This window comes from Nucisporomicrobium flavum (genome assembly GCF_016464385.1).
Taxonomy (GTDB): Bacteria; Actinomycetota; Actinomycetes; order Mycobacteriales; family Micromonosporaceae; genus Actinoplanes; species Actinoplanes flavus_A.
Map to the genome: position 1 here is coordinate 102,004 of NZ_JADMLH010000013.1, position 21,654 is coordinate 123,657.

At 73.4% G+C, this 21,654-nt stretch carries 23 protein-coding genes; 8 read left to right on the plus strand and 15 right to left on the minus strand.

The window, feature by feature from the left end; translation table 11 throughout:
- Positions 1–36 precede the first annotated feature (36 nt).
- Complete coding sequence (locus IT780_RS27810) at positions 37–2,652, plus strand: CHAT domain-containing protein (RefSeq protein WP_233413622.1); 2,616 nt, start codon at positions 37–39, stop codon at positions 2,650–2,652.
- A gap of 24 nt (positions 2,653–2,676) precedes the next feature.
- Here the strand turns inward: IT780_RS27810 and IT780_RS27815 are convergent, their stop codons facing one another.
- From IT780_RS27815 to IT780_RS27825, 3 genes are all read right to left on the minus strand, one after another.
- Positions 2,677–4,047, minus strand: coding sequence for a pectate lyase family protein (locus tag IT780_RS27815; RefSeq protein ID WP_199514741.1), 1,371 nt, complete (start codon positions 4,045–4,047; stop codon positions 2,677–2,679).
- Positions 4,048–4,150: 103 nt separating this feature from the next.
- Positions 4,151–4,414, minus strand: coding sequence for a DUF3040 domain-containing protein (locus IT780_RS27820; protein ID WP_199514742.1), 264 nt, complete (start codon positions 4,412–4,414; stop codon positions 4,151–4,153).
- A 27-nt stretch (positions 4,415–4,441) separates the two neighbouring features.
- Positions 4,442–4,780 (minus strand): hypothetical protein, encoded by a 339-nt coding sequence (locus IT780_RS27825; RefSeq protein WP_199514743.1) that lies wholly within the window; start codon positions 4,778–4,780, stop codon positions 4,442–4,444.
- A gap of 256 nt (positions 4,781–5,036) precedes the next feature.
- Between IT780_RS27825 and IT780_RS27830 the strand changes: the two genes are divergently transcribed.
- Positions 5,037–6,197: a hypothetical protein gene (locus IT780_RS27830; RefSeq protein ID WP_199514744.1), complete on the plus strand. Its 1,161-nt coding sequence runs from the start codon at positions 5,037–5,039 to the stop codon at positions 6,195–6,197.
- Positions 6,198–6,262: 65 nt separating this feature from the next.
- Here IT780_RS27830 and IT780_RS27835 read toward each other — a convergent pair whose 3' ends face one another.
- Complete coding sequence (locus IT780_RS27835; RefSeq protein WP_199514745.1) at positions 6,263–7,843, minus strand: methyl-accepting chemotaxis protein; 1,581 nt, start codon at positions 7,841–7,843, stop codon at positions 6,263–6,265.
- Positions 7,844–7,868: 25 nt separating this feature from the next.
- Complete coding sequence (gene chvE, locus IT780_RS27840; protein WP_199514746.1) at positions 7,869–8,948, minus strand: multiple monosaccharide ABC transporter substrate-binding protein; 1,080 nt, start codon at positions 8,946–8,948, stop codon at positions 7,869–7,871.
- 317 nt (positions 8,949–9,265) lie between these two features.
- On the opposite strand from chvE, the gene IT780_RS27845 reads away from it, so the two are divergent.
- On the plus strand, positions 9,266–9,493 hold the full coding sequence (locus IT780_RS27845; protein ID WP_199514747.1) for a hypothetical protein: 228 nt from the start codon (positions 9,266–9,268) through the stop codon (positions 9,491–9,493).
- On the opposite strand, the gene IT780_RS27850 is transcribed toward IT780_RS27845, so the two are convergent.
- On the minus strand, positions 9,459–10,259 hold the full coding sequence (locus tag IT780_RS27850) for an SAM-dependent methyltransferase (protein ID WP_199514891.1): 801 nt from the start codon (positions 10,257–10,259) through the stop codon (positions 9,459–9,461). The genes IT780_RS27845 and IT780_RS27850 overlap by 35 nt on opposite strands.
- Before the next feature lie 108 nt (positions 10,260–10,367).
- Here IT780_RS27850 and IT780_RS27855 point away from each other — a divergent pair, with 108 nt between their 5' ends.
- The gene (locus IT780_RS27855; protein ID WP_199514748.1) at positions 10,368–11,753 is read left to right on the plus strand and encodes a glycoside hydrolase family 5 protein; all 1,386 of its coding nucleotides are present in this window, start codon (positions 10,368–10,370) and stop codon (positions 11,751–11,753) included.
- Here IT780_RS27855 and IT780_RS27860 read toward each other — a convergent pair.
- Positions 11,733–12,131 (minus strand): STAS domain-containing protein, encoded by a 399-nt coding sequence (locus tag IT780_RS27860; protein WP_199514749.1) that lies wholly within the window; start codon positions 12,129–12,131, stop codon positions 11,733–11,735. The two genes, IT780_RS27855 and IT780_RS27860, sit on opposite strands and share 21 nt — an antisense overlap.
- Before the next feature lie 156 nt (positions 12,132–12,287).
- On the opposite strand from IT780_RS27860, the gene IT780_RS27865 reads away from it, so the two are divergent.
- Complete coding sequence (locus tag IT780_RS27865) at positions 12,288–12,467, plus strand: hypothetical protein (RefSeq protein ID WP_199514750.1); 180 nt, start codon at positions 12,288–12,290, stop codon at positions 12,465–12,467.
- 17 nt (positions 12,468–12,484) lie between these two features.
- Here the strand turns inward: IT780_RS27865 and IT780_RS27870 are convergent, their stop codons facing one another.
- The 8 genes from IT780_RS27870 to IT780_RS27905 all read right to left on the minus strand — a co-directional run bounded on the left by IT780_RS27870 (position 12,485) and on the right by IT780_RS27905 (position 18,766).
- Positions 12,485–13,009, minus strand: coding sequence for a VOC family protein (locus tag IT780_RS27870; RefSeq protein ID WP_199514751.1), 525 nt, complete (start codon positions 13,007–13,009; stop codon positions 12,485–12,487).
- Between the two features lie 47 nt (positions 13,010–13,056).
- Positions 13,057–13,803, minus strand: coding sequence for an energy-coupling factor ABC transporter ATP-binding protein (locus IT780_RS27875; protein WP_199514752.1), 747 nt, complete (start codon positions 13,801–13,803; stop codon positions 13,057–13,059).
- Positions 13,800–14,561, minus strand: a complete 762-nt coding sequence (gene cbiQ, locus IT780_RS27880) for a cobalt ECF transporter T component CbiQ (protein ID WP_199514753.1) — start codon at positions 14,559–14,561, stop codon at positions 13,800–13,802. The genes IT780_RS27875 and cbiQ overlap by 4 nt, the downstream gene beginning before the upstream one ends.
- The gene (locus tag IT780_RS27885) at positions 14,561–14,947 is read right to left on the minus strand and encodes a PDGLE domain-containing protein (protein WP_199514754.1); all 387 of its coding nucleotides are present in this window, start codon (positions 14,945–14,947) and stop codon (positions 14,561–14,563) included. Before IT780_RS27885 ends, cbiQ begins: the two co-directional genes overlap by 1 nt.
- Positions 14,944–15,654, minus strand: a complete 711-nt coding sequence (locus tag IT780_RS27890; protein ID WP_199514755.1) for an energy-coupling factor ABC transporter permease — start codon at positions 15,652–15,654, stop codon at positions 14,944–14,946. Before IT780_RS27890 ends, IT780_RS27885 begins: the two co-directional genes overlap by 4 nt.
- 161 nt (positions 15,655–15,815) lie before the next feature.
- The gene (locus tag IT780_RS42835) at positions 15,816–16,655 is read right to left on the minus strand and encodes a helix-hairpin-helix domain-containing protein (RefSeq protein WP_199514756.1); all 840 of its coding nucleotides are present in this window, start codon (positions 16,653–16,655) and stop codon (positions 15,816–15,818) included.
- A gap of 104 nt (positions 16,656–16,759) precedes the next feature.
- The gene (locus IT780_RS27900; protein ID WP_199514757.1) at positions 16,760–17,620 is read right to left on the minus strand and encodes an SCO6745 family protein; all 861 of its coding nucleotides are present in this window, start codon (positions 17,618–17,620) and stop codon (positions 16,760–16,762) included.
- Between the two features lie 15 nt (positions 17,621–17,635).
- A complete protein-coding gene (locus IT780_RS27905) occupies positions 17,636–18,766 on the minus strand; it encodes a hypothetical protein (protein ID WP_199514758.1) in 1,131 nt (376 codons plus the stop codon).
- Positions 18,767–18,891: 125 nt separating this feature from the next.
- Here IT780_RS27905 and IT780_RS27910 point away from each other — a divergent pair, with 125 nt between their 5' ends.
- The 3 genes from IT780_RS27910 (at position 18,892) to IT780_RS27920 (ending at position 21,619) form a co-directional block, all read left to right on the plus strand.
- Positions 18,892–19,503, plus strand: a complete 612-nt coding sequence (locus IT780_RS27910; RefSeq protein WP_199514759.1) for a TetR/AcrR family transcriptional regulator — start codon at positions 18,892–18,894, stop codon at positions 19,501–19,503.
- 135 nt (positions 19,504–19,638) lie between these two features.
- Positions 19,639–21,126 carry an FAD-dependent monooxygenase gene (locus IT780_RS27915; RefSeq protein WP_199514760.1) on the plus strand — a complete coding sequence of 496 codons (1,488 nt, stop codon included), beginning with the start codon at positions 19,639–19,641 and terminating at the stop codon, positions 21,124–21,126.
- Positions 21,127–21,136: 10 nt separating this feature from the next.
- Positions 21,137–21,619, plus strand: coding sequence for a hypothetical protein (locus IT780_RS27920; RefSeq protein WP_199514761.1), 483 nt, complete (start codon positions 21,137–21,139; stop codon positions 21,617–21,619).
- The last annotated feature ends 35 nt before the right edge of the window (positions 21,620–21,654 follow it).

A 21,654-nucleotide genomic window follows, 5' to 3' on the forward strand; every position in this document is an offset into this window, starting at 1 on the left:
ACGTCGACGTGCTCGCGTCTTCCCGGGCGGTGTGACATGGACACAGAGCTGGACCTTCGCGAGCAAGCCGACGCCGCGTACAGAAGAGTCGTGCTCGATCCGGCCAGATACGCCGCCGAGGCGGAAGTCACCGTGGCGAGGGCACGCTCGGCCGGCGACGTGGAGGCGCTGGTCGTCGCCCTGAAGGCGGTGGCGTGGGCCCGGCACGTAGCGCTCGACAACGAGGGCGCGCGCGAGCTGCTCGACCAGGGCGTACGGCTCGCCCGCCGGCACGGGCTCCCGCGCCGGCTCGGCGAGCTGCTGCTGACCCGCGCCGTCGCGCTGCACGAGCTGGGACGGTACGACGCCGCCGCCCGTGACCTGCGGCTGGCCGAGCCGCTGATCGAGCCGGGGGAGCGCCCCGAGGTGCGGTTCCAGCTGGCCGTGCTCGATCACAACCGGGGCCGCCTGGGCGCCGCCGCGGGCGCGTACCGGGAGCTGCTCGACGACCCGGACTGCCCGCCGTTCGTCTGGGTCAAGGCCGCCAACAACCTCGCCAACGTGCAGACGCTGCTCGGCCGGCCGCAGGAGGCCCTGGGCCACCTCGAGCGGGCGGCCGAGCTCGCGGCGGGCCTCGGGCCGCGGCTGCCCGCGGTGATCGCCGACAGCCTGGCCTGGTCGAGCTACCACGCCGGACGGCTGGCCGAGAGCGTACGCCGCTTCGAGGAGGCCGGCCGCCTGCACGCCGCCGCCGGCCTGCCCCTGGGCGAGCACCACCTCGAGTACGCCGACGTCCTGCGCGACCTGCGCCTGCTCGACGAGGCCATGGCGGCGGCCCGGTCCGCGGCCGCCGACTTCGTCCGCCACGACGCCCGGCTGATGGCCGCCGAGGCGCGCCTGCGCTGCGCCCGCCTCGCCTTGGAGCTCGGGGATCCCGCGACGGCCCTGGCCGAGGCGACCTCTGCCGGGCGCGACTTCCGCCGGCAGCGGCGGCCGGCCTGGGCCGCGCGGGCCACCGTGGCCGCAGCCGAGGCGCTTTCCCACCGCGACGGGCCCACGCCGGAGGTGCTGCGCAGCCTGCGGACCGCGGCGGCGACCCTGGAACGGCTGGGGTTGCGCGCGGAGGCCGCGTACGCCCGCCTGGCCGCCGGCCGCACCGCCCTGGCCCTGGGCCGTCGCGCCGTCGCCGGGCGGGAGCTGACCGCCGTGGGCGCGCTCGCGGACGGCCACTCGCTGCTGGTCCGGCTCCGCGGGCATCTCGCGCGGGCGCTGCTCGCCGAGGCCCAGGTGAGCGGCCCCGGCGACACCGCGCCGGTGCTGCGCGAATGCGTACGCGGCCTGCGCGACCTGGCCCGCCACCGGGCCGCCCTGCCCTCGCTGGAGCTGCGCGTGCTCGCCTCCGGGCACGGCGCCGAGCTGGGCGAGATCGGCCTGCGCACGCTCGTACCGGCCGGCTCGGCGACCAGCATCCTGGAATGGCTCGAACGCACCCGGGCCGCGGCCCTGCTGCGCGTGCACCCGGCGGCGACCGGCATCGACGAGGACGTCATCGCGCTGCGCGGCGTCGAGCAGGAGCTGCGGGCGGCCCGGCTGGAACGCGGCGAGGAACCGCCGCAGCTGCTCGCCCGGCAGAGCGCGCTGGAGGCTCGCATCCGGCGCCGGTCGTGGACCGCCGAGGACACCGGCGGCGAGGCGGCGTCCCCGGTCCGCGCTGCCGGCCTGCGACGCGCCCTGGACGGCGCCTGGCTCGCCGAGTACGCGGTGATCGGCGAGCGCACCCTCGCCGTCGTGGTGGAGCCGCGCCGCACCCGCATCGTCGACCTGGGGCCGATCGGCCCGATCCGGCACGAGTCCGAGGCCGCCGCGTTCGGCCTGCGCCGGTTGCTGCAGGGCACCCGGTTCAGCGCCGTCGCCCGGGCCGCCGCCCAGGAGGCGCTGGACGGGCTCGCGCGGCTGCTGGTCGTACCACTCGGGGTCCCGCCCGACGTGCCGCTGGTCGTGGTGCCGTCGGCGCAGCTGCTGGACGTACCGTGGTCGCCGCTGCACCCCGCGCCGGTCTCGGTGACCCCGTCCGGTGGGCTGTGGGCCCGCGCGCACCGCGGCGGGGCAGCACCGGGCTCGCGGGTCGCCGTCGTGGCCGGCCCCGACCTGGAGGGCGCGATCGAGGAGGCCGGCACGGTGGCCGCCGAGCACGCCGGGGCGCGGACGCTGCTGCCGCCGGCCAGCACCGTGGACGCCACGCTGAGCCTGGTGCGCGACGCCGACCTCGCCCACTTCGCGTGCCACGGGCTTTTCCGCTCGGACAGCCCGCTCTTCTCGGCCCTCGAGCTCAGCGACGGCCGGCTGACCCTCTACGAGCTGCTCGCGCGGGGGATCGCGCCCCGGCGGGTGGTGCTGGCGTCGTGCAACTCCGGGGTGCAGCGCGCGTACGGCGGCAACGAGGTGCTCGGCTTCGTCGGCGCCATGATGTCCAACGGCAGCGCGGGCCTCGCCGCGGCGGGACTGCCCATCCCGGACGGCGCGTGCCAGCCGTCGATGACCGTGCTGCACCGCAGCCTCGCCCGCGGCGACTCGCTGGCGACGGCGGTGTGGCACGCGCGGGAGGCGCTCGCGGCGGGCGGCCCGGAGGAGTACGTGGCCTGGTGCGGGCTGACCGCGTACGGTCCGGGCTGAGCCGCATCGTCAGCCGCCGCCTCCTCAGCAGCCGAGTTTGCCGGCGCCGGCGGATCGGGCGACGAGGCCCGGTACGGCCGCTGTCGGGTCCAGCCGGGGCCGCAGCGCGGGCACCCAGCCCGCATCGGGTGACAGGTCCGGGTCGTAGGCGGCGTTGTGCGCGGCCACCAGGTCGACGGGTACGGCCGGACCGCTGCCGACGCGGACGAGGGAGCCCACGGCTGTGATCCGCGTACCCTTCCAGTCCTTGATGATGTCGGCGTCGGGGACGTCGGCGCTGCGCACGAAGTAGTTGTTCTCCGCGTAGATCGCCGAGCCCACCCCCACGCCCCACGAGTACGAGTAATCGTCATCGGTCAGCGTGTACGCGTTGTCGTAGACGTCGACCTGTCCGTACCGCACCCGCGGAGCCCGCTGCAGCACGTTGCCGAACCGGTTGTGGTGCACGGTGACCCGCAGCTTCCCGACGTCCACGCCCGCGGTGTCGGTCGAGCCGATCAGCATCGTCTTGTCGTGGTCGTAGTAGTCGTTGTAGGACACGGTGACCAGGTCGGACCCGCGGATGATGTCGGTCGCGCCGTCGTGCACCTGGTACGGCCGCCCGAAGTACAGCGGCTGGTCCGCGTCGTGGTTGTTGCCGTCGCTGAATGTGTCATGGTCGACCCAGACGTTCGTCGCGCCGCTGAGCGACACGAGGTCGTAGAGGGAGTTCCAGTTGCCGGCGGAGCCGTCGGTCGGATCCCAGGCGGGGAAGCAGTCCGCGGCGTCGGTGAACGCGATGTTGCGCACGATCACGTTGCTCGAGCCGGTCAGGGTCAGGCTGCCGTGCGTGATGCGCGCCCCGTCGATGCCGATCAGCGTGGTGTTGCTGCCCACCGGGATCCGGATCTGCGCGCCCTGCCGCTGCGCCGACCGGGCGCGGGCGTCCTCGAGCGGCCCGGCCGGTTTCGCGCTGCGACCCCAGACCGCCGGATCATAGGTACGCAGGAAGGCGTCCAGGTCGTACTCAGGGTCGGCGTAGTCCGCGCAGGTCAGCGGCGTCCCGTCGGCGGCCGCGTTCAGGTCGAGCTTGCCGCTGACAAACACGATCTTGGGTACGTCGTTGGCCGCCCCGCCCAGCGCGGTCAGCAGCTCGGCGCGGTTGTGCGCCACGGAGATGTGCGCGTCGTCCGCGGCGGCGCCGCCGGTCGTGCCGGCCCCGGCGGCGGCCCAGCCGTCGTCGGGCGCAAGCGTCTGCCGGGCCAGCCGCAACGCGCCGGCCGGGACGCCGTCGTGCGCGACCGCCCGGCCACCGGCGTGCGCGGCGGCCGGGCCGCGAGCATGTGCGGCCGCGGCGCCGATGGTGCCGAGGACCAGGGTGGGGATGACGGCTGCGGAGGCCAGGCGTCCAAGCATGGGGATGCTCCTGGGGGAGGTCAGGAAAGCGCTTGCCTGGCCACCGTCACACGCCCGATGGCGCGAGTCAACGCATAGCGATGTGCAGGAAATTTGCAGTCGGTCAGCCGCGGCCCTTGAGCGCGAACGCCATCCCGGCGAGCCAGGGGAACACCGCGAGCACCGCCCCGGTCACCCCGCCGAACGCGAGCAGCAGGATCGCGCCGAGGCAGAGCACCGCGCCGATGATCAGGGGCGTGCGGCCGGGGGGCTTGCGGGGCTCGTGAAAGGCGGCCGTGAAGCCGGGATCCTCCGCGTGCAGCCGCCGGACGATGTCGTCGAAGCTGCGGTTGTCGTCGGAGGAGCTGCTGTTCGCGGGGTCGGCCACGTCGTCACCTCCGTGGTCCGGGGATCCTCACACGGTACCCTCGCCGTCGGCGAATGCCAGGCTGAGAATGGCGTGCGCGACCCAGATCGCCTGCGCCTTCGAGTCGTACGGGCCGACGCGCAGCTCGACGGCCTTGTCGCCGAACAGGGCGCGTACGGTCCAGGCGTTCGGATGCCGCTCGTCCTCGCGACTGTGGTTGACGATCAGCTGGGTGGCGGCGCGCACGTTGACGGCCGACCACTTCTCGTCCCCGGTGGGCCAGGCGCGGAACCACCCCGGGGCGACGGCGACGACCTCCTTGTTCGCCTCGTCCAGCGCCCACTCGAGCTCCTCCGGCACCGGCGGCTCCGGGTGTGCATGCGTCATGGCGACCGTCCCGACTCGTACGCGTCCGAAAGGTCATGGTAAGTGCTGCTTTGCGGGGTCGGAGGCGACTTCGCGGGGCCGGCGGGCGACCGAGGCTGGCCGTCCCCGCACCTCGTGACTCGCGGCCCTGGCCGTCCGTACGGCGCCCGCCTGACGATGGACGCAGCGAACCGAGCGTCGGAGGGCCCAGCCGTGCCCCGCCTGGACACGGCCGCCCGCCCTCCGCCGTATCGGCCCGTACGAGAGGAGGATGACGATGAGTTTCATCCGAAGATCGAGAGTCTTCGTCGCCACCGCCGCCGCGGTCCTGGCCACCGCGGCCACCCCAGCCATCGCGGCCACCCCAGCCATCCCGGCCAACCCGGCGGGACCGCCGGTCACGAACGGCCGCCTGATCCCGTTGCGCGGTCTGCCCGGCGGAGACGACTGGGCGCAGGGCATGAACGAACGCGGTGACGTCATCGGCGGCAGCTTCGATGCCGCCGGCAACCGGCTGCCCGTCGTGTGGTGGCACGGCCGCCTGACGCCCACGGTGCTGTTCGTCAAACCCGCGTCACCCACCACGATCAGCGACAACGGCTACATCGCCGGCTATGTGCACCGCACCGGTCAGCTGTTCGTCTGGCGTAACGGCAAGGCCACGTTCCTGCGGCCGCCCGCGGCGACCGAGCTCGAGCCCAGGGGTGTCAACGACCGCGGTCAAGTCGTCGGGACCGCGACCTACGACAACGGCAACAGGCGCGCCTTCCTGTGGGAGCGGGAGCATTACCGGCTGCTGCCCGTGCCCGGTGGCATGGACAGCGCCGTGGTCGGGATCAACAACCGCGGGCAGATCATCGGTGTTGTCTCGCGCCGCGGTACCACCGCCGAACACGCCGTGCTGTGGCAGCGCGGCCGGATGATCCGGCTGGGCACCCTGGGCGGCGCCACCAGCAGGCCCGTGGCGATCAACGACCGCGGTCAGGTGATCGGTAACAGCGCCGTCCGCCGTTCGTCCGCCGAGCACCCGTTCCGGTGGTGGCACGGCCGGATGACCGACCTGCTCGCGCACACCAAGGCGACCGGTGGAGGGGTGTCCGCCCTCAGCGACACCGGCCTGATGACGGGCAACGCCGACGTGGGCAGCGGCGAGGCTCGGCCGGTGATCTGGCGCAACGGCCGGATGAGGGTGCTCGACGTTCCCGGATACCTGGCGATCGCCGAGGCCATCAACGATCGCGGTGACGTCGCCGGCCTCACGTGGGCACGGTTCGACCACGGTGCCGTTCCGTTCCGCTGGCGGCACGGCCGGACCACGCTGTATCCCGAGCCGTACGCCAACATCGAAATCCTCCTCCTCGGCATCGACCGGCACGGCACGCTCGTCGTGAACCAGGAGACCTCGCAGTACGGGCTCACAGTGCTGCGATCGCGGTGAATCGATCGTCGCGACCGGCGTGGGCGCCTGCCCGCGCCGGTCACGTCGGTTTGATGAACCGCTGATCAGGTGCGGAAGTGGCTGACCATCGACTGCAGCTCCTGGGCCATCTTGCTCAGCTCGGCGACCGCGCCCTGGGAGTCCTTGATGCCCTCGGTGCTCACCTGGGTGGCGTGGGCCAGACCGGTGATGTTGTCGGCGATCCGGTTGGCGCCCGAGGCGGCAAGCGCGACGCTGCGGCTGATCTCCTCGGTGGTCGCGGTCTGCTCCTCCACCGCCCCGGCGATGGTCGCCTGGAAGCCGTTGATGCTGGCGATGACCGAGGTGATCTCCCCGATCGCGGTGACTGCGCCGGCCGTGTCGGTCTGGATGGCCTGCACCCGCTGGGAGATGTCGTCGGTGGCCCGCGCGGTCTCCTGGGCCAGTTCCTTGACCTCGCCGGCGACCACCGCGAAGCCCTTGCCGGACTCGCCGGCCCGGGCCGCCTCGATGGTCGCGTTCAGGGCCAGCAGGTTGGTCTGCTCGGCGATGCTCGTGATCACCTTGATGACCGTGGCGATCTCGGTCGACGACTCACCGAGCTTGCCGATCTGCGCCGTGGTCGCATCGGCCACCTCGACCGCCCGCGCCGCCACCCGGGCCGCCTCGGTCGCGTTGTGCGAGATCTCCCGGATCGAGCCGCCCATCTCCTCGGTGCCCTGCGCGACGGTCCGGACGTTGTCGGACACGGACGTTGCCGCCTGGGAGACGCCCTGCGCCTGCTGCGCGGCCTGCTCGGCGGAGGACATCATCGTCCCGGACGTCGAGGTGAGCTGCTCGGCGGCCGCGGCCACCGAGTGCGCCGATGCGGTCACCGAGGCGACGACGCTGCGCATGTTGGACTGGGCCTCGTTCAGCGCACGGGCCATCTGGCCGACCTCGTCGCGGCTGTGCACCCCGGCAGCGACGGTCAAGTCGCCGCCGGCCATCGCCTGCAGCGCGCCGCGCACCCGCAGCAGCGGCCGGGTGATGGAGACGACGACCAGCTGGGCCAGCACGCAGATGATGACGGCGGCCAGCACGATGACCAGCCACAGCACGTACTGGGCGTTGGAGCGGGACTGGTCGGCGGCCTTCTGGGCCTGGTTCACCGTGTCGATGAACAGGCTGCGCTCGTTGTCGAGCACCGCGGCGATCAGATAGTTGTCCACACCGACCTGCTCCCAGGCGGCGCGGGCGCCCTCTCGGTCGGCCGCCGCTCCGGCCACGAACCGTTCCAGCGTGACTGTGTAATCGGCGGTCACGGACTTGACCCGGGTCACCGCGTCGGACAGCCCGGCCGGCAGCTCGATCTTCTCCAGCTCGGCGACCAGGTTGTTGGTGGCGGCGATCTCGGCCTTCAGGGACTCCTGCTGTTCGGCAGGATTCTCCCGGATGACCGACTGCTGGCCCATCGACTTGAGCTCGGTCGCCTTCTGGTCGATCTGCAGGACCAGGGTACTGGCGGCGTTGATGGTCTTCTGTTGGTCCACGGTTCTTGTGGTGGCCCGGTCGTTGACGATCGACACCGTCAGGCAGATGGCCAGGGCGGCCAGACTCGCCACGACGAGCGTCGCCAGCTTGGCGCGGACCGGCAGGTCCGAGAAGAAACGCACGACTGTGCTCACGGTCAGTTCCTCCGTAGCCCTGACGTCAGCCGGCCAGCTGGTCGGCGGTGTAGTAGCCGCCGTCCACCAGGACGCGCCGGTAGTTCGTCCTGTCCACGTCCACCGGCTGCAGCAGGAACGCCGGCACGACTTTCACGCCGTTGTCGTACTGCTTGGTGTCGTTGACCTCGGGGGTCCCGCCGGAGAGCCGCGAGCTGGCCATCTGCACGGCGACCTTCGCGAGCTCCCGGGTGTCCTTGTACACCGTCTCGGCCTGCTTGCCGGACGCGATCAGCTTCACCGAGTCGAGCTCGGCGTCCTGACCGGTGATGACCGGCGGCTGCCGGCCGCTGTCGGCCTGCACGGCCTCGAGGATGCCGCGGCTGAGACCGTCGTACGGCGACAGCACGCCGTCCAGCGCCTTACCGTTCAGCGGCCCGCGGAGCAGCCGCGCCATCCGCTGCTTGGCCAGCGCACCGTCCCACCGCATGGTGGCGACCTGCTTGAAATCGGTCTCATCGCTGAGCACGCGGATCGTGCCGGAGCTCAGGTACGGCCGCAGAACGCTCATCGAGCCGTTGAAGAAGACACCGGCGTTGTTGTCGTCCGGGGAGCCGGCGAACAGCTCGATGGTGAACGGCCCTTTCGACCGCGGCAACCCGAGCCTCTTGACGATGTAGCGGGCCTGGAGCACGCCGACCTTGAAGTTGTCGAAAGTGGCGTAGTAGTCCACGTTCGGGGTGTCCCGGATCAGCCGGTCGTACGCGATCACCGGAATCTGCGCGGCCCCGGCCGAGGCCAGCACGTCCTTGAGCGCCCCGCCGTCGACCGAGGCGATCACCAACGCCCGTACCTTGGCGTCGATCATGGCCTGGATCTGGCTGATCTGCCTTTTGACGTCGTCCTCGGCGTACTTCAGGTCGGTCTTGTAGCCGAGCAGCTGGAACTGCTGTTCCATGCTCTTGCCGTCGCTGATCCAGCGCGGGGACTTCGTGGTGGGCATGACGATCCCCACCGTGCCCCGGTCGGGCGCGGCGACGCTGATCTCCGGGCCGCCGCACGCCGTGCCGGCCGCGAGCACGACAACGCAGGCGGCAATCCACCGTAGGACCCTTGGCACCCGCATCGCCCCTCCCGATATTCGTCGCGCCAGCCCATTTGCTGTCCTCGGCTGACCGGCGGCTCAGATCACCAGACTCTGGTGTGTTCACCCCGTGTCAGCAGCACACAAGAACTTGAGAATGCCATCTGCTGGTCTACGAAGCCGCCACTTCCGCACACGAGCGACACTCAACGACCACAACCAACTACCCGTGTGACACACGGGACTGAATGGGACTGTGCCAGGAGCAGTGACGGGCAGCAGTTGTCGCCCGAGCAGGCCGCTGCGGCGGTGAAGGCGGCCGAGGCGGGGGCCGGCACGTCGCCGGCCCCGACAGGCGAATGTCGCCCAATGGGGTGTTCTTCCGGCACGCCGCCTCGGCCGGCTGTGACGCGGCGCTCGTGGCGTACGGGGAGAAGCTCGCGCTCGTGCTCGACGGCCTGGACGCGCATCTCGTGGCGGTGAGTCCGCAGCGGGCCGACCGGCTCGCGGCGCTGAAGCGGCGGCACGAGCCCCGGCCGGTGAGCCGCCGGGTCAGGGTTTGCGGCCGACCCCCGCCCAGACGTTGACCTCGTTGTTCGCGAACACCGGGTCGCCCGGCTGCGGGCGCCACTCGCTCGCCGGGACCACGCCGGGCTCGATCAGCTCGAGGCCGTCGAAGAGCTCGGCGAACTCCGGGCGTCCGCGCGTCCACACATCGCTCTTGCCGTCCTCGACCATCTGCTGGTAGAGCGCCTGCTGCTCAGGGGTGCCGAAGTCCGACGTGGCGTGGGTCGCGACCAGGTAGCTGCCCGGCGGCAGCGCCGCGAGGAGTTCGGCGACGATCGGGCGGGCCGCGCCGTGGCCGTGGACGAAGTGCAGGACGGCGATCAGCATGAGCCCGACCGGCCGGTCCAGGTCGAGCGTCTCGCGCAGGGTCGGGTCGGCCAGGATCGTGCCCGGGTCGTTGAGGTCCGCCTCGATGTACGACGTGCGGCCCTGCGGGCTCGTGGTCAGCAGCGCGCGGGCGTGCACCATCACGAGCGGGTCGTTGTCCACGTACACGATGCGGCTCTCGGGCGCGACGGCCTGGGCGACCTCGTGGGTGTTGTCGGCGGTCGGCAGGCCGGTGCCGATGTCGAGGAACTGCCGGATGCCGGCCTCGGCGGCCAGGTAGCGGGTCGCTCGCTGGAGGAAGGCTCGGTTGGCCAGCGCTCCCTTGCGGACGTTGGGGAACGCCGCCTCGAGCTGGTCGCCGGAGGCGCGGTCGGCCGCGAAGTGGTCCTTGCCGCCGAGCCAGTAGTTGTAGCGGCGGGCCGGGTGCGGCACCGACGAGTCGATCCCGGACCTGCCCATGTCGACACCGTCCACGCGCCCACCCCTGTCGAGCCGATCGTGCAGACAACCATAGTGGGTCGATCTCCGCCTCTGGCGGTGGAGGCCCGTCCGGGAGAGGGTTGCTGCATGGATCACGATGTGCGCCTGCGGGTGCAGGGGGACCGGCTCGTCCGCGGCGACGGCACGCCGGTCGTGCTGCGCGGGGTCGGGCTCGGCGGGTGGATGAACATGGAGAACTTCATCACCGGGTACGCGGCCAGCGAGTCGCAGCAGCGCCGGGCGCTGCGCCGGGTGCTGGGCGAGGAGGCGTACGAGGCGTTCTTCGAGCGGTTCTTCCCGGCGTTCTTCGGCGCGGACGACGCGGCCTTCCTCGCGTCGCTGGGGCTGAACTGCGTACGGATCCCCGTCAACTATCACCACTTCGAGGACGACGATCGCCCGTTCGAGCTCAAGGAGGACGGCTTCGCGCGGCTCGACGCGGCGATCCGGGCCTGCGCGGAGCATGGGCTGTACTCCGTCATCGACCTGCACACCGTGCCCGGGGCGCAGAACCAGCACTGGCACAGCGACAACCCGACGCACTGGGCGAGCTTCTGGACCCACCGGCACTTCCAGGACCGCGCGGTGCACCTGTGGGAGGCGTTCGCCGAGCGCTACCGCGACGACCCGTGGGTGGCAGGGTACAACCCGCTCAACGAGCCCGCCGACGTGACCGGCGCTGCCATCGGGCCGTTCTACGAGCGGGTGGCCGCGGCGATCCGCGCGATCGACGCCGGCCACGTGCTGTTCCTCGACGGCAACCGCTACTCGACGGACTTCAGCGCCTTCGACGAGCCGCTGCCGAACACCGTGTACACCACGCACGACTACGCGCTCCCGGGGTTCGTCGACGGCGGGCCGTACCCGGGGGAGTCGCGGGGGCAGTACGTGGACAAGGCGCGGCTGGAGGAGACGTTCCTGCAGCGTACGGAGTACATGCGGCGCACCGGCACACCCATCTGGATCGGCGAGTTCGGGCCCGTCTACACCGGTGACGCGGAGCGCGACGCCATGCGCTACCAGGTGCTGCAGGACCAGCTGGAGATCTACGGGCGGCACGGCGCCGGGTGGAGCCTGTGGACGTACAAGGACATCGGCCTGCAGGGGCTGGCGTACGCGGCGCCGGACTCGCCGTACCTGACCCGCATCCAGGCGTTCCTCGAGAAGAAGGCCCGGCTGGGCGCCGACTCGTGGGGCAGCACCGACGCCGGCGTCCGCGACCTCGTCCGGCCCGTCGAGGAGATGTTCGCGCGGGAGTTCCCGGACTTCCAGCCGTACCCGTGGAACGCGCAGCGGTGGATCCACCAGCTGATGCGGCACATCATGTTCGCCGAGCCGCTCGTGGACGAGTTCGCCGCGTGCTTCGCGGGCCTCACCGCCGCGGAGGCGGCGGACCTGGCCGATTCCTTCCGCCTGGACCGTTGCGTACGCCGGGAGCCCCTGCTGGACCTCCTACGTGACCTGCCGCAGTGACCCGCCCGCCGTGCCGGTGCCGTCCCGCGGAGGCAGCGGGAGCACCGGCGCGCCCGGGCCGGCGCCCAGCCGGGCCGACGACTCGGCGGTCGCCCCGAACAGCTCCAGCACGCCGGTGACCTGCAGAACCGTACGGACCACGCCCCGCGCGTTGATGATCTGCGGCGTCTTCCCGGCCTGCCGCGCCAGCAGGAAGCCCTCGAGCAGCGCGCCGATCGCCTCCCTGCCGAGGACCGCGGTGTCGTGCAGGTCGACGACGAGCAGCGGTGCGCGGTTGTCGTGCACGGCGTCGTACAGTTCATGGCGGAGCTCGTCGCGGCAGTCCGCGTCGAGGTCGCCGAAGAGCCGCAGGCACACTTCCCTGCCTCCGTCGACCATGACCCGAATGATTCTGAAATGCTCCGGCCGCATGGTTCTTTCTAGCAGCGGGCCCCCGGCGTCTCCCCCGAACGGGTGACGCGAGGGCCCGGATTTGCGCCGCCGGCGGCCGGGTATCACGACGCGTTCCACCATCCACGAAACAGACAGGACCTCATGGCCACCGAGCACAGCATCAACCCGCAGTTCCGCGCCAACGCATCCGGCGAGGACGGCGCCCCGGCGGTCGCCACCGACCACAGCGACGAGGCCATGTGGCGGCTGCGGCACCCGTTCGAGCCGGCCCCGGCGGGCCACGACGGCGCCGCCGACCCCGACGGGACCACCGCGGCCTGACCGGGGGCCGGATGCCGTCAGGCCGGGCGGACGCCCCGGACCCGGCTGACGGCGCCGGACACCCCGCCCAGCTCCCGGTCGAGGGATTCCTGGGCGTCGCGCATCGCCTCGGCGTACGCGGGCTCGCCGAGCCGGCGCATGCCCTCCTCCGGGGCGACGTCCTCGACCACCGAGCTCACCCACCAGATGGTGCCGAACGGGTCCCGCACCCGGCCCCCGCGCTGGCCGAACGCGTGGGTGGCCGCCGCGGTGACGACCCGAGCGCCGGCCGCGACCGCCCGCCGCATCGTGGCGTCCGCGTCCGCCACGAACACCCGCAGCAGCGAGGGCATCTCGGGCCAGCCGGGCCGCCGGTCGAACGCGAGCAGGACGGTGTCGCCCACCCGGATCTCGGCGTGCCCGATGGAGCCGTCCTCGAGCGGCACCCGGGCGAGTTCCACGCCCTCGAAGGTGGCGGCGACGAAATCGAGCAGCAGCCCGGTGTCGGGGGTCACGATCCACGGGGCGACGGTGGTGTATCCGGCGGGAGTCGTCGAAGTCATGCGCCGACCGTAGGGCGGCTTCCGGCCACTTCCCGTCCGCAATCGGCTCAGGGGCGGACGGGATGGAAGCCGTACGGCAGCTCCAGCCGGTGCGCCGCCAGCAGCTCCTCATCCGCGAGCAGGTCCGCGGTCGGGCCGTCGGCGGCGATGCGGCCACCGTCGAGGATCACCGAGCGGGAGCAGAGCTGCATCGCGTACGGCAGGTCGTGCGTCACCATCAGCACGGTCACCGGCAGCCGCTGCAGGATCTCGGCGAGCTCACGACGGCTCGCCGGGTCGAGGTTGGACGACGGCTCGTCGAGCACCAGCAGCTGCGGGCGCATCGCCAGCACCGTGGCGACCGCGACACGCCGCCGCTGCCCGAACGACAGGTGGTGTGGCACCTGGTCGCGGTGCTCCGCCATGCCGACCGCGGCGAGCGCCTCGTCGACCCGCTCGCTCAGCTCCGCGCCGCGCAGTCCCAGGTTGGCCGGGCCGAACGCCACGTCCTCGGCGACCGTCGGCATGAACAGCTGGTCGTCGGGATCCTGGAAGACGATGCCCACCCGGCGGCGGATCTCCGCGAGCCGGGCCCGGTCGCGCGCCTCCACCCGCAGGCCGCCGACCTCGACCGTGCCGGCGCCGCCGTGCAGCACGCCGTTGAGGTGCAGCACCAGCGTCGTCTTGCCGGCCCCGTTCGGCCCGAGCAGCGCGACACGCTCGCCCTCCGCGACGGTCAGGTCCACCCCGCGCAGGGCCACGCTGCCGTCCGGGTACGCGTACGTCAGCCCCGACACCTGCAGCCCGGCGGTCACCGGAGCGCCGCCGTCAGAGCGATGGCGACCGCCGCCGCGGGCAGAGCCGCCGACTGTGCCCACTGGCCGGCCGTCGCGCCCCCGGCCTCGGGACGGGGCAGCCGCCCGTCGTATCCCCGCGACACCATCGCCAGATAGACCCTCTCACCGCGCTCGTACGCCCGCAGGAACAGCGACCCGACGCTGACCGCGAAGGCCTTGACCTGCCACAGGAACCTCGGATCGTAGCCCCGCGACAACCGGGCGATCCGCATCCGCCGCGCGTCCTCGGCCAGGATGTCGAGGTAGCGCAGCATGAACGTGGCGATCTGGGTGAACACCGACGGCACGCGCAGCCGGTCCAGGCCCAGGATCAGGTCGCGCATGGTGGTCGAGGCGGCGAGCAGCAGGGACGCCACGACGCCGAGCGTGCCCTTGGCGACGATGTTCCAGGCGCCGTACAGGCCGTCGACCGACAGCGACATGCCGAGCCAGCCGATCCGCTCGCCGTGCCCGGCGAACGGCAGGGCGACGGCGAGCAGCACGAACGGCAGCTCGATGCTCGCGCGCTTGGCCAGCCACCCCAGGGGTACGCGCGCCAGCACGGCGACGGCCGCCAGCAGCAGCGCGAAGCCGGCGAAGGCGAGGAACTCCTCGCGCGGGGTCAGCACGACCACGATGGTGAACAGCAGCGTGGCGAGGATCTTCACCTCGGGTGGGAGCCGGTGCACCACGCTGGGGCGGTCCAGGTGCAGCGGATGGGCGTGACCGGCACCCACTAGACCTCAGCTTCCGTCGGCGCGTCGGCGGGGCGTGGGCTGGACTTCGGGTCCGGGCGGCGGCGGGCCAGCCGGAAGAGGCCGGCGCCGATGCCGAACGTGACCAGCACGCCGAGCACGCCCGACAGCCCGGTGGACAGCGCCCCGTCGCCGAGGCCGCGGATGCCATAGCCGGCCAGCGGGCTGTCGTCCAGCTGGTGGTCCTGCTCCTTCTGGGCCATGCAGGTGCCGCCGGTGATCCGGCCCTCGGCGTCGAACGTGCAGCCCTGCCGGGCGGTGGCGTCCAGCCCGTCCGGGCTGCCGGAGGCGAACGAGCTCACCACGCCGGCCAGCAGCAGGGCGACGAGCAGGCCGCCGGCCAGGAACCATCCGAGTCGCCTGCTCATGCGGCACCTCCGCCCACGGGTACGGGCTCGGCCACGGGCACCTTGCGGAACCGGCGCAGCGCGTAGACCAGGTCGGGGCGTACGCGGGCCACGGTCATGACGGTCGTCGCCGCGATCAGCCCCTCGCCGATGCCGATCAGCGTGTGCACGCCGGCCATGGTGCCGGCGATCGCCGGCAGCGACAGCTGGGTGGTGCCGCCCAGCCAGTACTCGGCGACGAAGCCCTGCGAGGCGATGACGACACTCACCACCGACGCGGCGAACGCCGTCACGCCCAGCCCGGCCGGCGTCTTCGGCAGGATCCGCAGCAGCGCCGCCACCAGCAGGTAGCCCGCGGCCGTGCCGAGCAGGGCCATGTTGGTGATGTTCAGCCCGATCGCGGTGAGCCCGCCGTCGGCGAAGAGCAGGCACTGGACGATCAGCACGGTGGAGACGCACAGCGCGCCCACCCACGGGCCGACGAGGATCACCGCCAGGGTGCCGCCGAGCAGGTGACCGGAGACGCCGGGCAGCACCTGGAAGTTGAGCATCTGCACGGCGAAGATGAACGCCGCCACGAGCCCCGCCATCGGCGCGAGCCGGTCGTCGAGGTCGGCGCGGGCCCGCCACACGCAGAACGCGAGCGCGGCGGCGGCGAAGGCGGCGAACACCGCCGACACCGGGCCGTTCACGATCCCGTTGGCGATGTGCATCGCCACTGTGTCCATCGAGCCTCCCCAGGCTGCCTTCGGTACGGGCCAGCATATTGGGAGCCCATGGTTATTGCATAGTATTGGCAACTAGGTCACAGTGGCGGCCTCCCACGCCCGTACAGCACCGTGCCCGCCCGGTTCTCCGGGCGGGCACGGGTCGTGCGTCGGCGGTGGAGTCAGCTGCCGATGAGAGCGCGCGCCTTGTCCGGCCACGTGCCGAGGCTCGGCGCGAGCCGCATCCCGGCCGCGGTGATGGTGGACTTCAGCGTCGCCGGGTCGGCGGCGGCCAGCTGCTCGAAGGTGGTGATGCCGCCGGCGGCCAGCGCCATCGCCATCTTCGGGCCGATGCCGGCGATCCGGGTGAGGTCGTCGGGCTCGTGGTCCGGCCCGGCGCCGACCGGCTCGGCCTCCACCGCGGTTCCGGTGGCCCCGACCGGCTCGGTGACCGGTTCGGCCGCGAGCTCCGCGACGGCGGCGGCGACGGGCTCGGGCGTGGATGCGGCGACGGGCTCGGGCGTGGATGCGGCGACCGACTCGGGCGTGGGAACGGTGAGCGGTGCCGGTGCCGGCTCGGCAACCGGTTCGGCGACAGGCTCCGCGACCGGCTCTGCCACGGCTACGGCCGCCGGCGCCGGGGTGACCGGCTCCGGCGCGACCGGTTCGGTGGTGACGGCGACGGGCTCGGGTGCGACGGACACCGCGGTCGGCTGCGGCCGCGTGGCCACGGCGACCGGGGACGGCTTCGGCTCCGCGGCGGCCGCCGGCTCGGCGGCGACCGGCTCGAGCTCGGCCTCGGCCTCCGGCTCCGGCTCCGGCTCCGGCTCGGAGTCGGCCACCGCTGCGCGCGGCTCCGGGACCGCGGACCCGGCCGGTTCCCCGGCGGGCGGCTCGGCGGGCTGCGCGACCGCGGCGGGGCCGGGCTCCGCTGACTGGGCGGTGACCTGGCGTCCCCGCAGCAGCCAGCCGGCGAGCACGCCGACCACCAGCCCGGCAACGAAGGAGAGGAACGATGCCACTGCATGCCTCCGGACGGCTTCGGGTGAAGATGTAGCGCGCATCATAGGGGAGTGCCCCACGGGTCCCACACCTGAACCGCCGTCACCGGCGGTCACATCGATGTCTAGCTGGGGCGGGCCGGTGCCGCGCCGGTGAGGAAGCCGGCTTTCACCAGCGTGCGGCTGAGCGGCCGGGCGAGCTCGGCCAGCCGGGCGCAGCCGTCGGTGCCGAGAACCTCGTACGCGGGCGCCGCCAGCCGGTCGGTCTCCGCCTCGAGGCGGGCGCGCAGCTCGCGGCCCTCGTCGGTGAGTTCGTCGCCGGCCATCAAGCCGCGGGAGCGCAGGGACTCCTGCTCGGCCGCCCACTCCTCGCGGCTCCATCCGCGGCTGGCGCGCAGGAATCCGCCGTCGGCCTGGCCCGACGCCGCGTGCAGGATCATCGACTGCAGGCCCGTCACCCCGGCCAGCAGCAGCGCCGCCACATGACCGTCGCCGCGGAACTCGCGCAGCAGCATCTGGGCGTGCCACAGCACCAGGTGCGGCTCCTTGGGCCACTCCAGCTCGGCGTGGGCTGCGTACAGCGGGCGGCCCGCCAGGTGAGCCGTCGCCGACTCGGCCGCGCGTCGTGCCAGGGCCGCCGCCTCCGCGACCTCCTCGCTGCGCAGGGTGTCGCCGAGCCCCCGGTGCAGGGCGGCGTCCGCCGCGGCGAGCCGGGCCTCGATCGCCGCCGCCGGGGTCACGGTCGCCCAGATCGCCGGGAGGAACCGGGCCACCCGGTCGGCCCGGAAGTTGTAGAACGTCGCGACGACCGGGCCGGGGCCGACCGCGCCGAAGACCCCGCCCCGGCTGGCGAAGTAGCCGGCGCCGGCGGAGATGCCGAGGGCCTCGTACCGCTCCGCGGCCTCGGGGACGAAGTAGACCATCGAGTGCAGGGGCTCGGCGAGCCGCCAGGCCTCCCGGGCGACCGCCGGATCGAGGGATGTCATCCCCGCATCCTGTCATTACCCGCCGGTAGGCGCGACGGTCAGTGCGGCGAGACCGGCCACCGCCTGCACGTCGACCCGGTCGGCGGTGTCCGTCCACGCCCGGGTGGTGAAGGTCTGCCCGGCTGCCACGCCGCGGTGCGTACGCCCGCCGAGCATCACCGACCCCGCCCCGCGTCCCACCTGCACGCGAACCGATGCCGCCCCGGCGGTCCGTACGTCGAACAGGCTGACGCCGCCGGACATCCGTACGGTCAGCGTCCCGTCCGGCCGGGGCAGCGTGAGCATGATCCGGCTCGCGCCGCCGCTGAGGTCGACCCCGCCGACCCGCCCGCCGCTGAGGTCGATCGTGCTGCTGTCGGCGCCGCCGGCCACCCGCAGGTCCCACCGCACCCGCGTGCTGAGCGCGACGTCCACCGCGTCGGCGTCCCCGTCGAGGCTCAGCCGGATCCGCCCGTCCCGCTCCTCCGCGCGTGGCGCCACCGCGCTGCCCGCCGGCGTACTGACCCGGTAGAGCGAATCGCCCAGATCGGCGGTCCGCAGCGTGATCGTCCTGGCACCGTCGACCAGATCGAAGGCGGCGGCGGTACGCCCGCCCAGCGCGCCGGTCACCGTGTGCGCGGCTGCGGCGGCCGCCGGCGGGCCCCACGGACGCGGCGCCGGCTCGTGGCGGCTCAGCGCGAGCACCGTGGCGCCGGTGAGGACGAGGGCGACGGCGGCGATCCCGGCCGCGACCAGCCACCGGCGCCCCGGCGGTCCGGCGACCGCGCCGGGAAGGTCGGCGGATGAGAGGCCCGGGTCCGGCGGGTCTGCCGGCGTGACCGAGGGCCAGGGGTCCACTGCGGCCGGTTCCGGCGACGGGTGGGCGGCCGGCGGAGCCTCGGCGGCGGGTGACGGATCTGAGGGCGACGTGCCTGCCGGTCCGGCGGTGGGAGGGCCCGGCGGGCGGCCGGTGAGAGCGAGCGACAGGGCGGCCCGGGACAGCGTCGGTCCGGTCCAGGTGGCCTCGGGCGGCGCCGTCGCTGCGCTGATCACCGGCAGTTCCTGGGTGGGTTCGTCCCCGGGCAGGGGTGTGTCGGGTGCGGGCCAGTCGGGCGGCGCGGCCTGCGCGGCCGGGTCGTCGGATTCCGGTCCGGTGGATCCCTGCATGGCGGTCCCTCCATGTCGGTGCACCCGTCGGTACGGGCGCCGGCGCCGCCGGGGCCGGGTCAGCCGTAAAAGTTGCGTGCCACGAAACATTGCGGGTCACGCAATTACTGCGTACGGTCGGCGGCATGGGGTTGCGCGAACGGAAGAAGGCCGAGACCCGGGCCGCCCTGAGCTGGGCGGCGATCCGGCTGACCGTGGAACGCGGGTACGAGGCCCTCAGGGTCGAGGACATCGCGGCCGCGGCGGGGGTCTCGCCCCGGACGTTCAACAACTACTTCTCGAGCAAGGCCGAGGCCATCACGTCCCGGCACCTCGACCGGCTCGTACGCTTCGCGGCGGAGGTCCGGCGCCGCCCGCCCGCCGAACCGCTCTGGGACGCGCTCGCCGGTGCCGCCCTGGCCGGGTTCGAGCCCGGTCCCGAGGTGATCGCGCATCCGGTGCCCGACCCGGTCCAGTGGGCCGCCGGCCTGCGCGTCATGGTCTCCGAGCCCGCACTGCAGGGCGAGATGCTGCGGGCGGGCGCGGCCGCGCGGGACGAGATCGCCGCGGCGGTCGCGGAGCGTACGGGCACCGACGCGGCCATCGACCTCTATCCGCACCTCGTGGCGGCGGCCGTGCTGGCCGTCGTCGACACCGTCACCACCCACCACCTGCGTACGGGCGCATCCGCCCCGGTCGAGCGGCTGCTCACCGAGGGCTTCGCCATGGTCGCGGCGGGACTGCCCGAGCCCCGCTGAACCGAGCCTCGCTGCCGGCGGACTCCCGAGTCGGCTGAGCCTGCGGGGCGGCGGGATCATGCCGGCCGCTCCGAGGGCGGCCGCTGCGAAGCCCGGCCACGGGCGGATGACCCGTACCTTCGAAAGGGGTCCACAATGGAGGTTCTCATCGCCGGCGCCGGGCCGAACGGCCTCATGCTCGCCTGCGAGCTCGCCCTGGCGGGCATCCGGCCGGTCGTGCTGGAGCGCCGCACCGAGCCGGGCGCCGAACAGCGCGCCAACGGCCTGGTCGGGCAGGTCGTCCGCATGCTGCACCGCCGCGGCCTGTACGAACGCCTGGCAGACAACGGCGGGCCACCGCAGCCCGCGCCCGGCTTCCTGTTCGGGGCGTTCCCGCTCGACCTTCACGACGTGCCGGACAATGCCGTCTTCACGCTGATGGTGCCACAGCAGCGGATCGAGCAGATGCTCTGCGAGCGGGCGGCGGAGCTCGGCGTCGACATCCGGCACGGGCACGAGGTCACCGGCTTCGCGCGGGCCGACGCCTCCGTCACGGTGCAGCTGCGGGACCGTCCGCCGCTCGAGGCCCGCTTTCTGGTCGGCGCGGACGGGGGCCGCAGCGTCGTCCGTAAGCTCGCCGGGATCGGCTTCCCCGGCGCGACCGACGATCGCGTGGTCTCCCGCGCCGCGCACGTCAGCGTGCCGGCGGAGCTGATCGGCGAGGACGGCAGTCTGATCGTGCCCGGCTACGGGGTGGTGCCCCCGCTGCGGCACCTCCGTACGGAGCGCGGCCTCGTCGTGTGGGGCATCATGCCCGGCCGGGCGCCGCTGCTGTCCACGATGGAGTGGGATCAGCCGGCCGAGGGCGAGCCGTCCCTTGCGGACCTGGCGGCCAGCGTACGGCGGGTCCTCGGCGCGGAGGTGCCCCTCGGGCCGCCCACGGGTGAGGGGCCGCACGTGCTGCGCCGGCTGTCCGGGGGCAACACCCGGCTGGCCGAGCGGTACCGGGACGGCCGGGTCCTGCTGCTCGGCGACGCGGCGCACGTGCACCCGGCGATCGGCGGCCCGGGCCTCAACCTCGGCCTGCAGGACGCCTTGAACCTCGGGTGGAAGCTGGCCGCCCACCTGCACGGGCGGGCGCCGGAGGGGCTGCTGGACACGTACGAGTCGGAGCGCCGCCCGGTAGCCGAACGCGTCACGATGCACACCCAGGCCCAGTCGGCGCTCATCGCGCCCGGCAGCCAGGTCACCGCGCTGCGGAAGCTCTTCGGGGAACTGCTCACGCTGCCCGCGACCCGCAAGCACATCGCGGACCTGCTGGCCGGGACGGACGTCCGCTACGACATGGGTACGGCCATGGGCGCGTACGTCGGACGCGCGGCGCCGGAGTTGCCCGGGCTGAGCGAGCTGACCCGTACCGGGCGGCCGCTGCTGCTGCTCGACCCGTCCGGCGGGCTCGGCGCCTCTTCCGTGGGGGCGTGGGCTGATCGGGTGGACGTGGTGGCGATGCCGGGCCTCGGGACGGCGATGCTGCTGCGGCCGGACACGTACGTCGCCTGGGAGGGTGACGACCGCGCCGGCCTGCACGACGCCCTGGCCCGATGGTTCGGCGCCGGGCGATCGGCCGCACGCGCCGGGCACTAGGCTGGCCGGGATGGAGGATCTGGCCGCCCGCCTCGCCGCGCTGGAGTTCCGGGACCTCACCCAGGAGCGCGTCACCGCCCTGATCATCGACACGGTCGTGGCCTGGGGCGAGGAGCGCGGCTGGCGCGTCTACCGCCGGGCGCCCAGCGTCGTCCGGCTGCCGCCGCCGCTGGACCGGCAGCACTCCGTGCTCGACGTGGCGCTGGCCCGCCCGTCCGCGCCGCCGATCGTGGTCGAGGTGGACCACACCGACCGGCGGCGCACCGTGGAGAAGCTGCTGGCGGAGGCCGAGGAGGGCCGCATCCCGTGCTGGATCCGGTGGGGCCCGGGCAGCATCGCCGAACCGCCCCCGCCGATCCACCTCATCGCGCTGCCGGTGACCCGCCAGCAAGGCCGCTACACGCGCACGGCAGCGCCGGAGCGTCCGGCACCGGAGCATTCGGCGCGACCGGTGACCGGCGAGGCCGCCGAACTGCCCCTGGACGGCGCCTGACCGCCACGGTGGCCGCATCGGCTCCGACCGTCCCG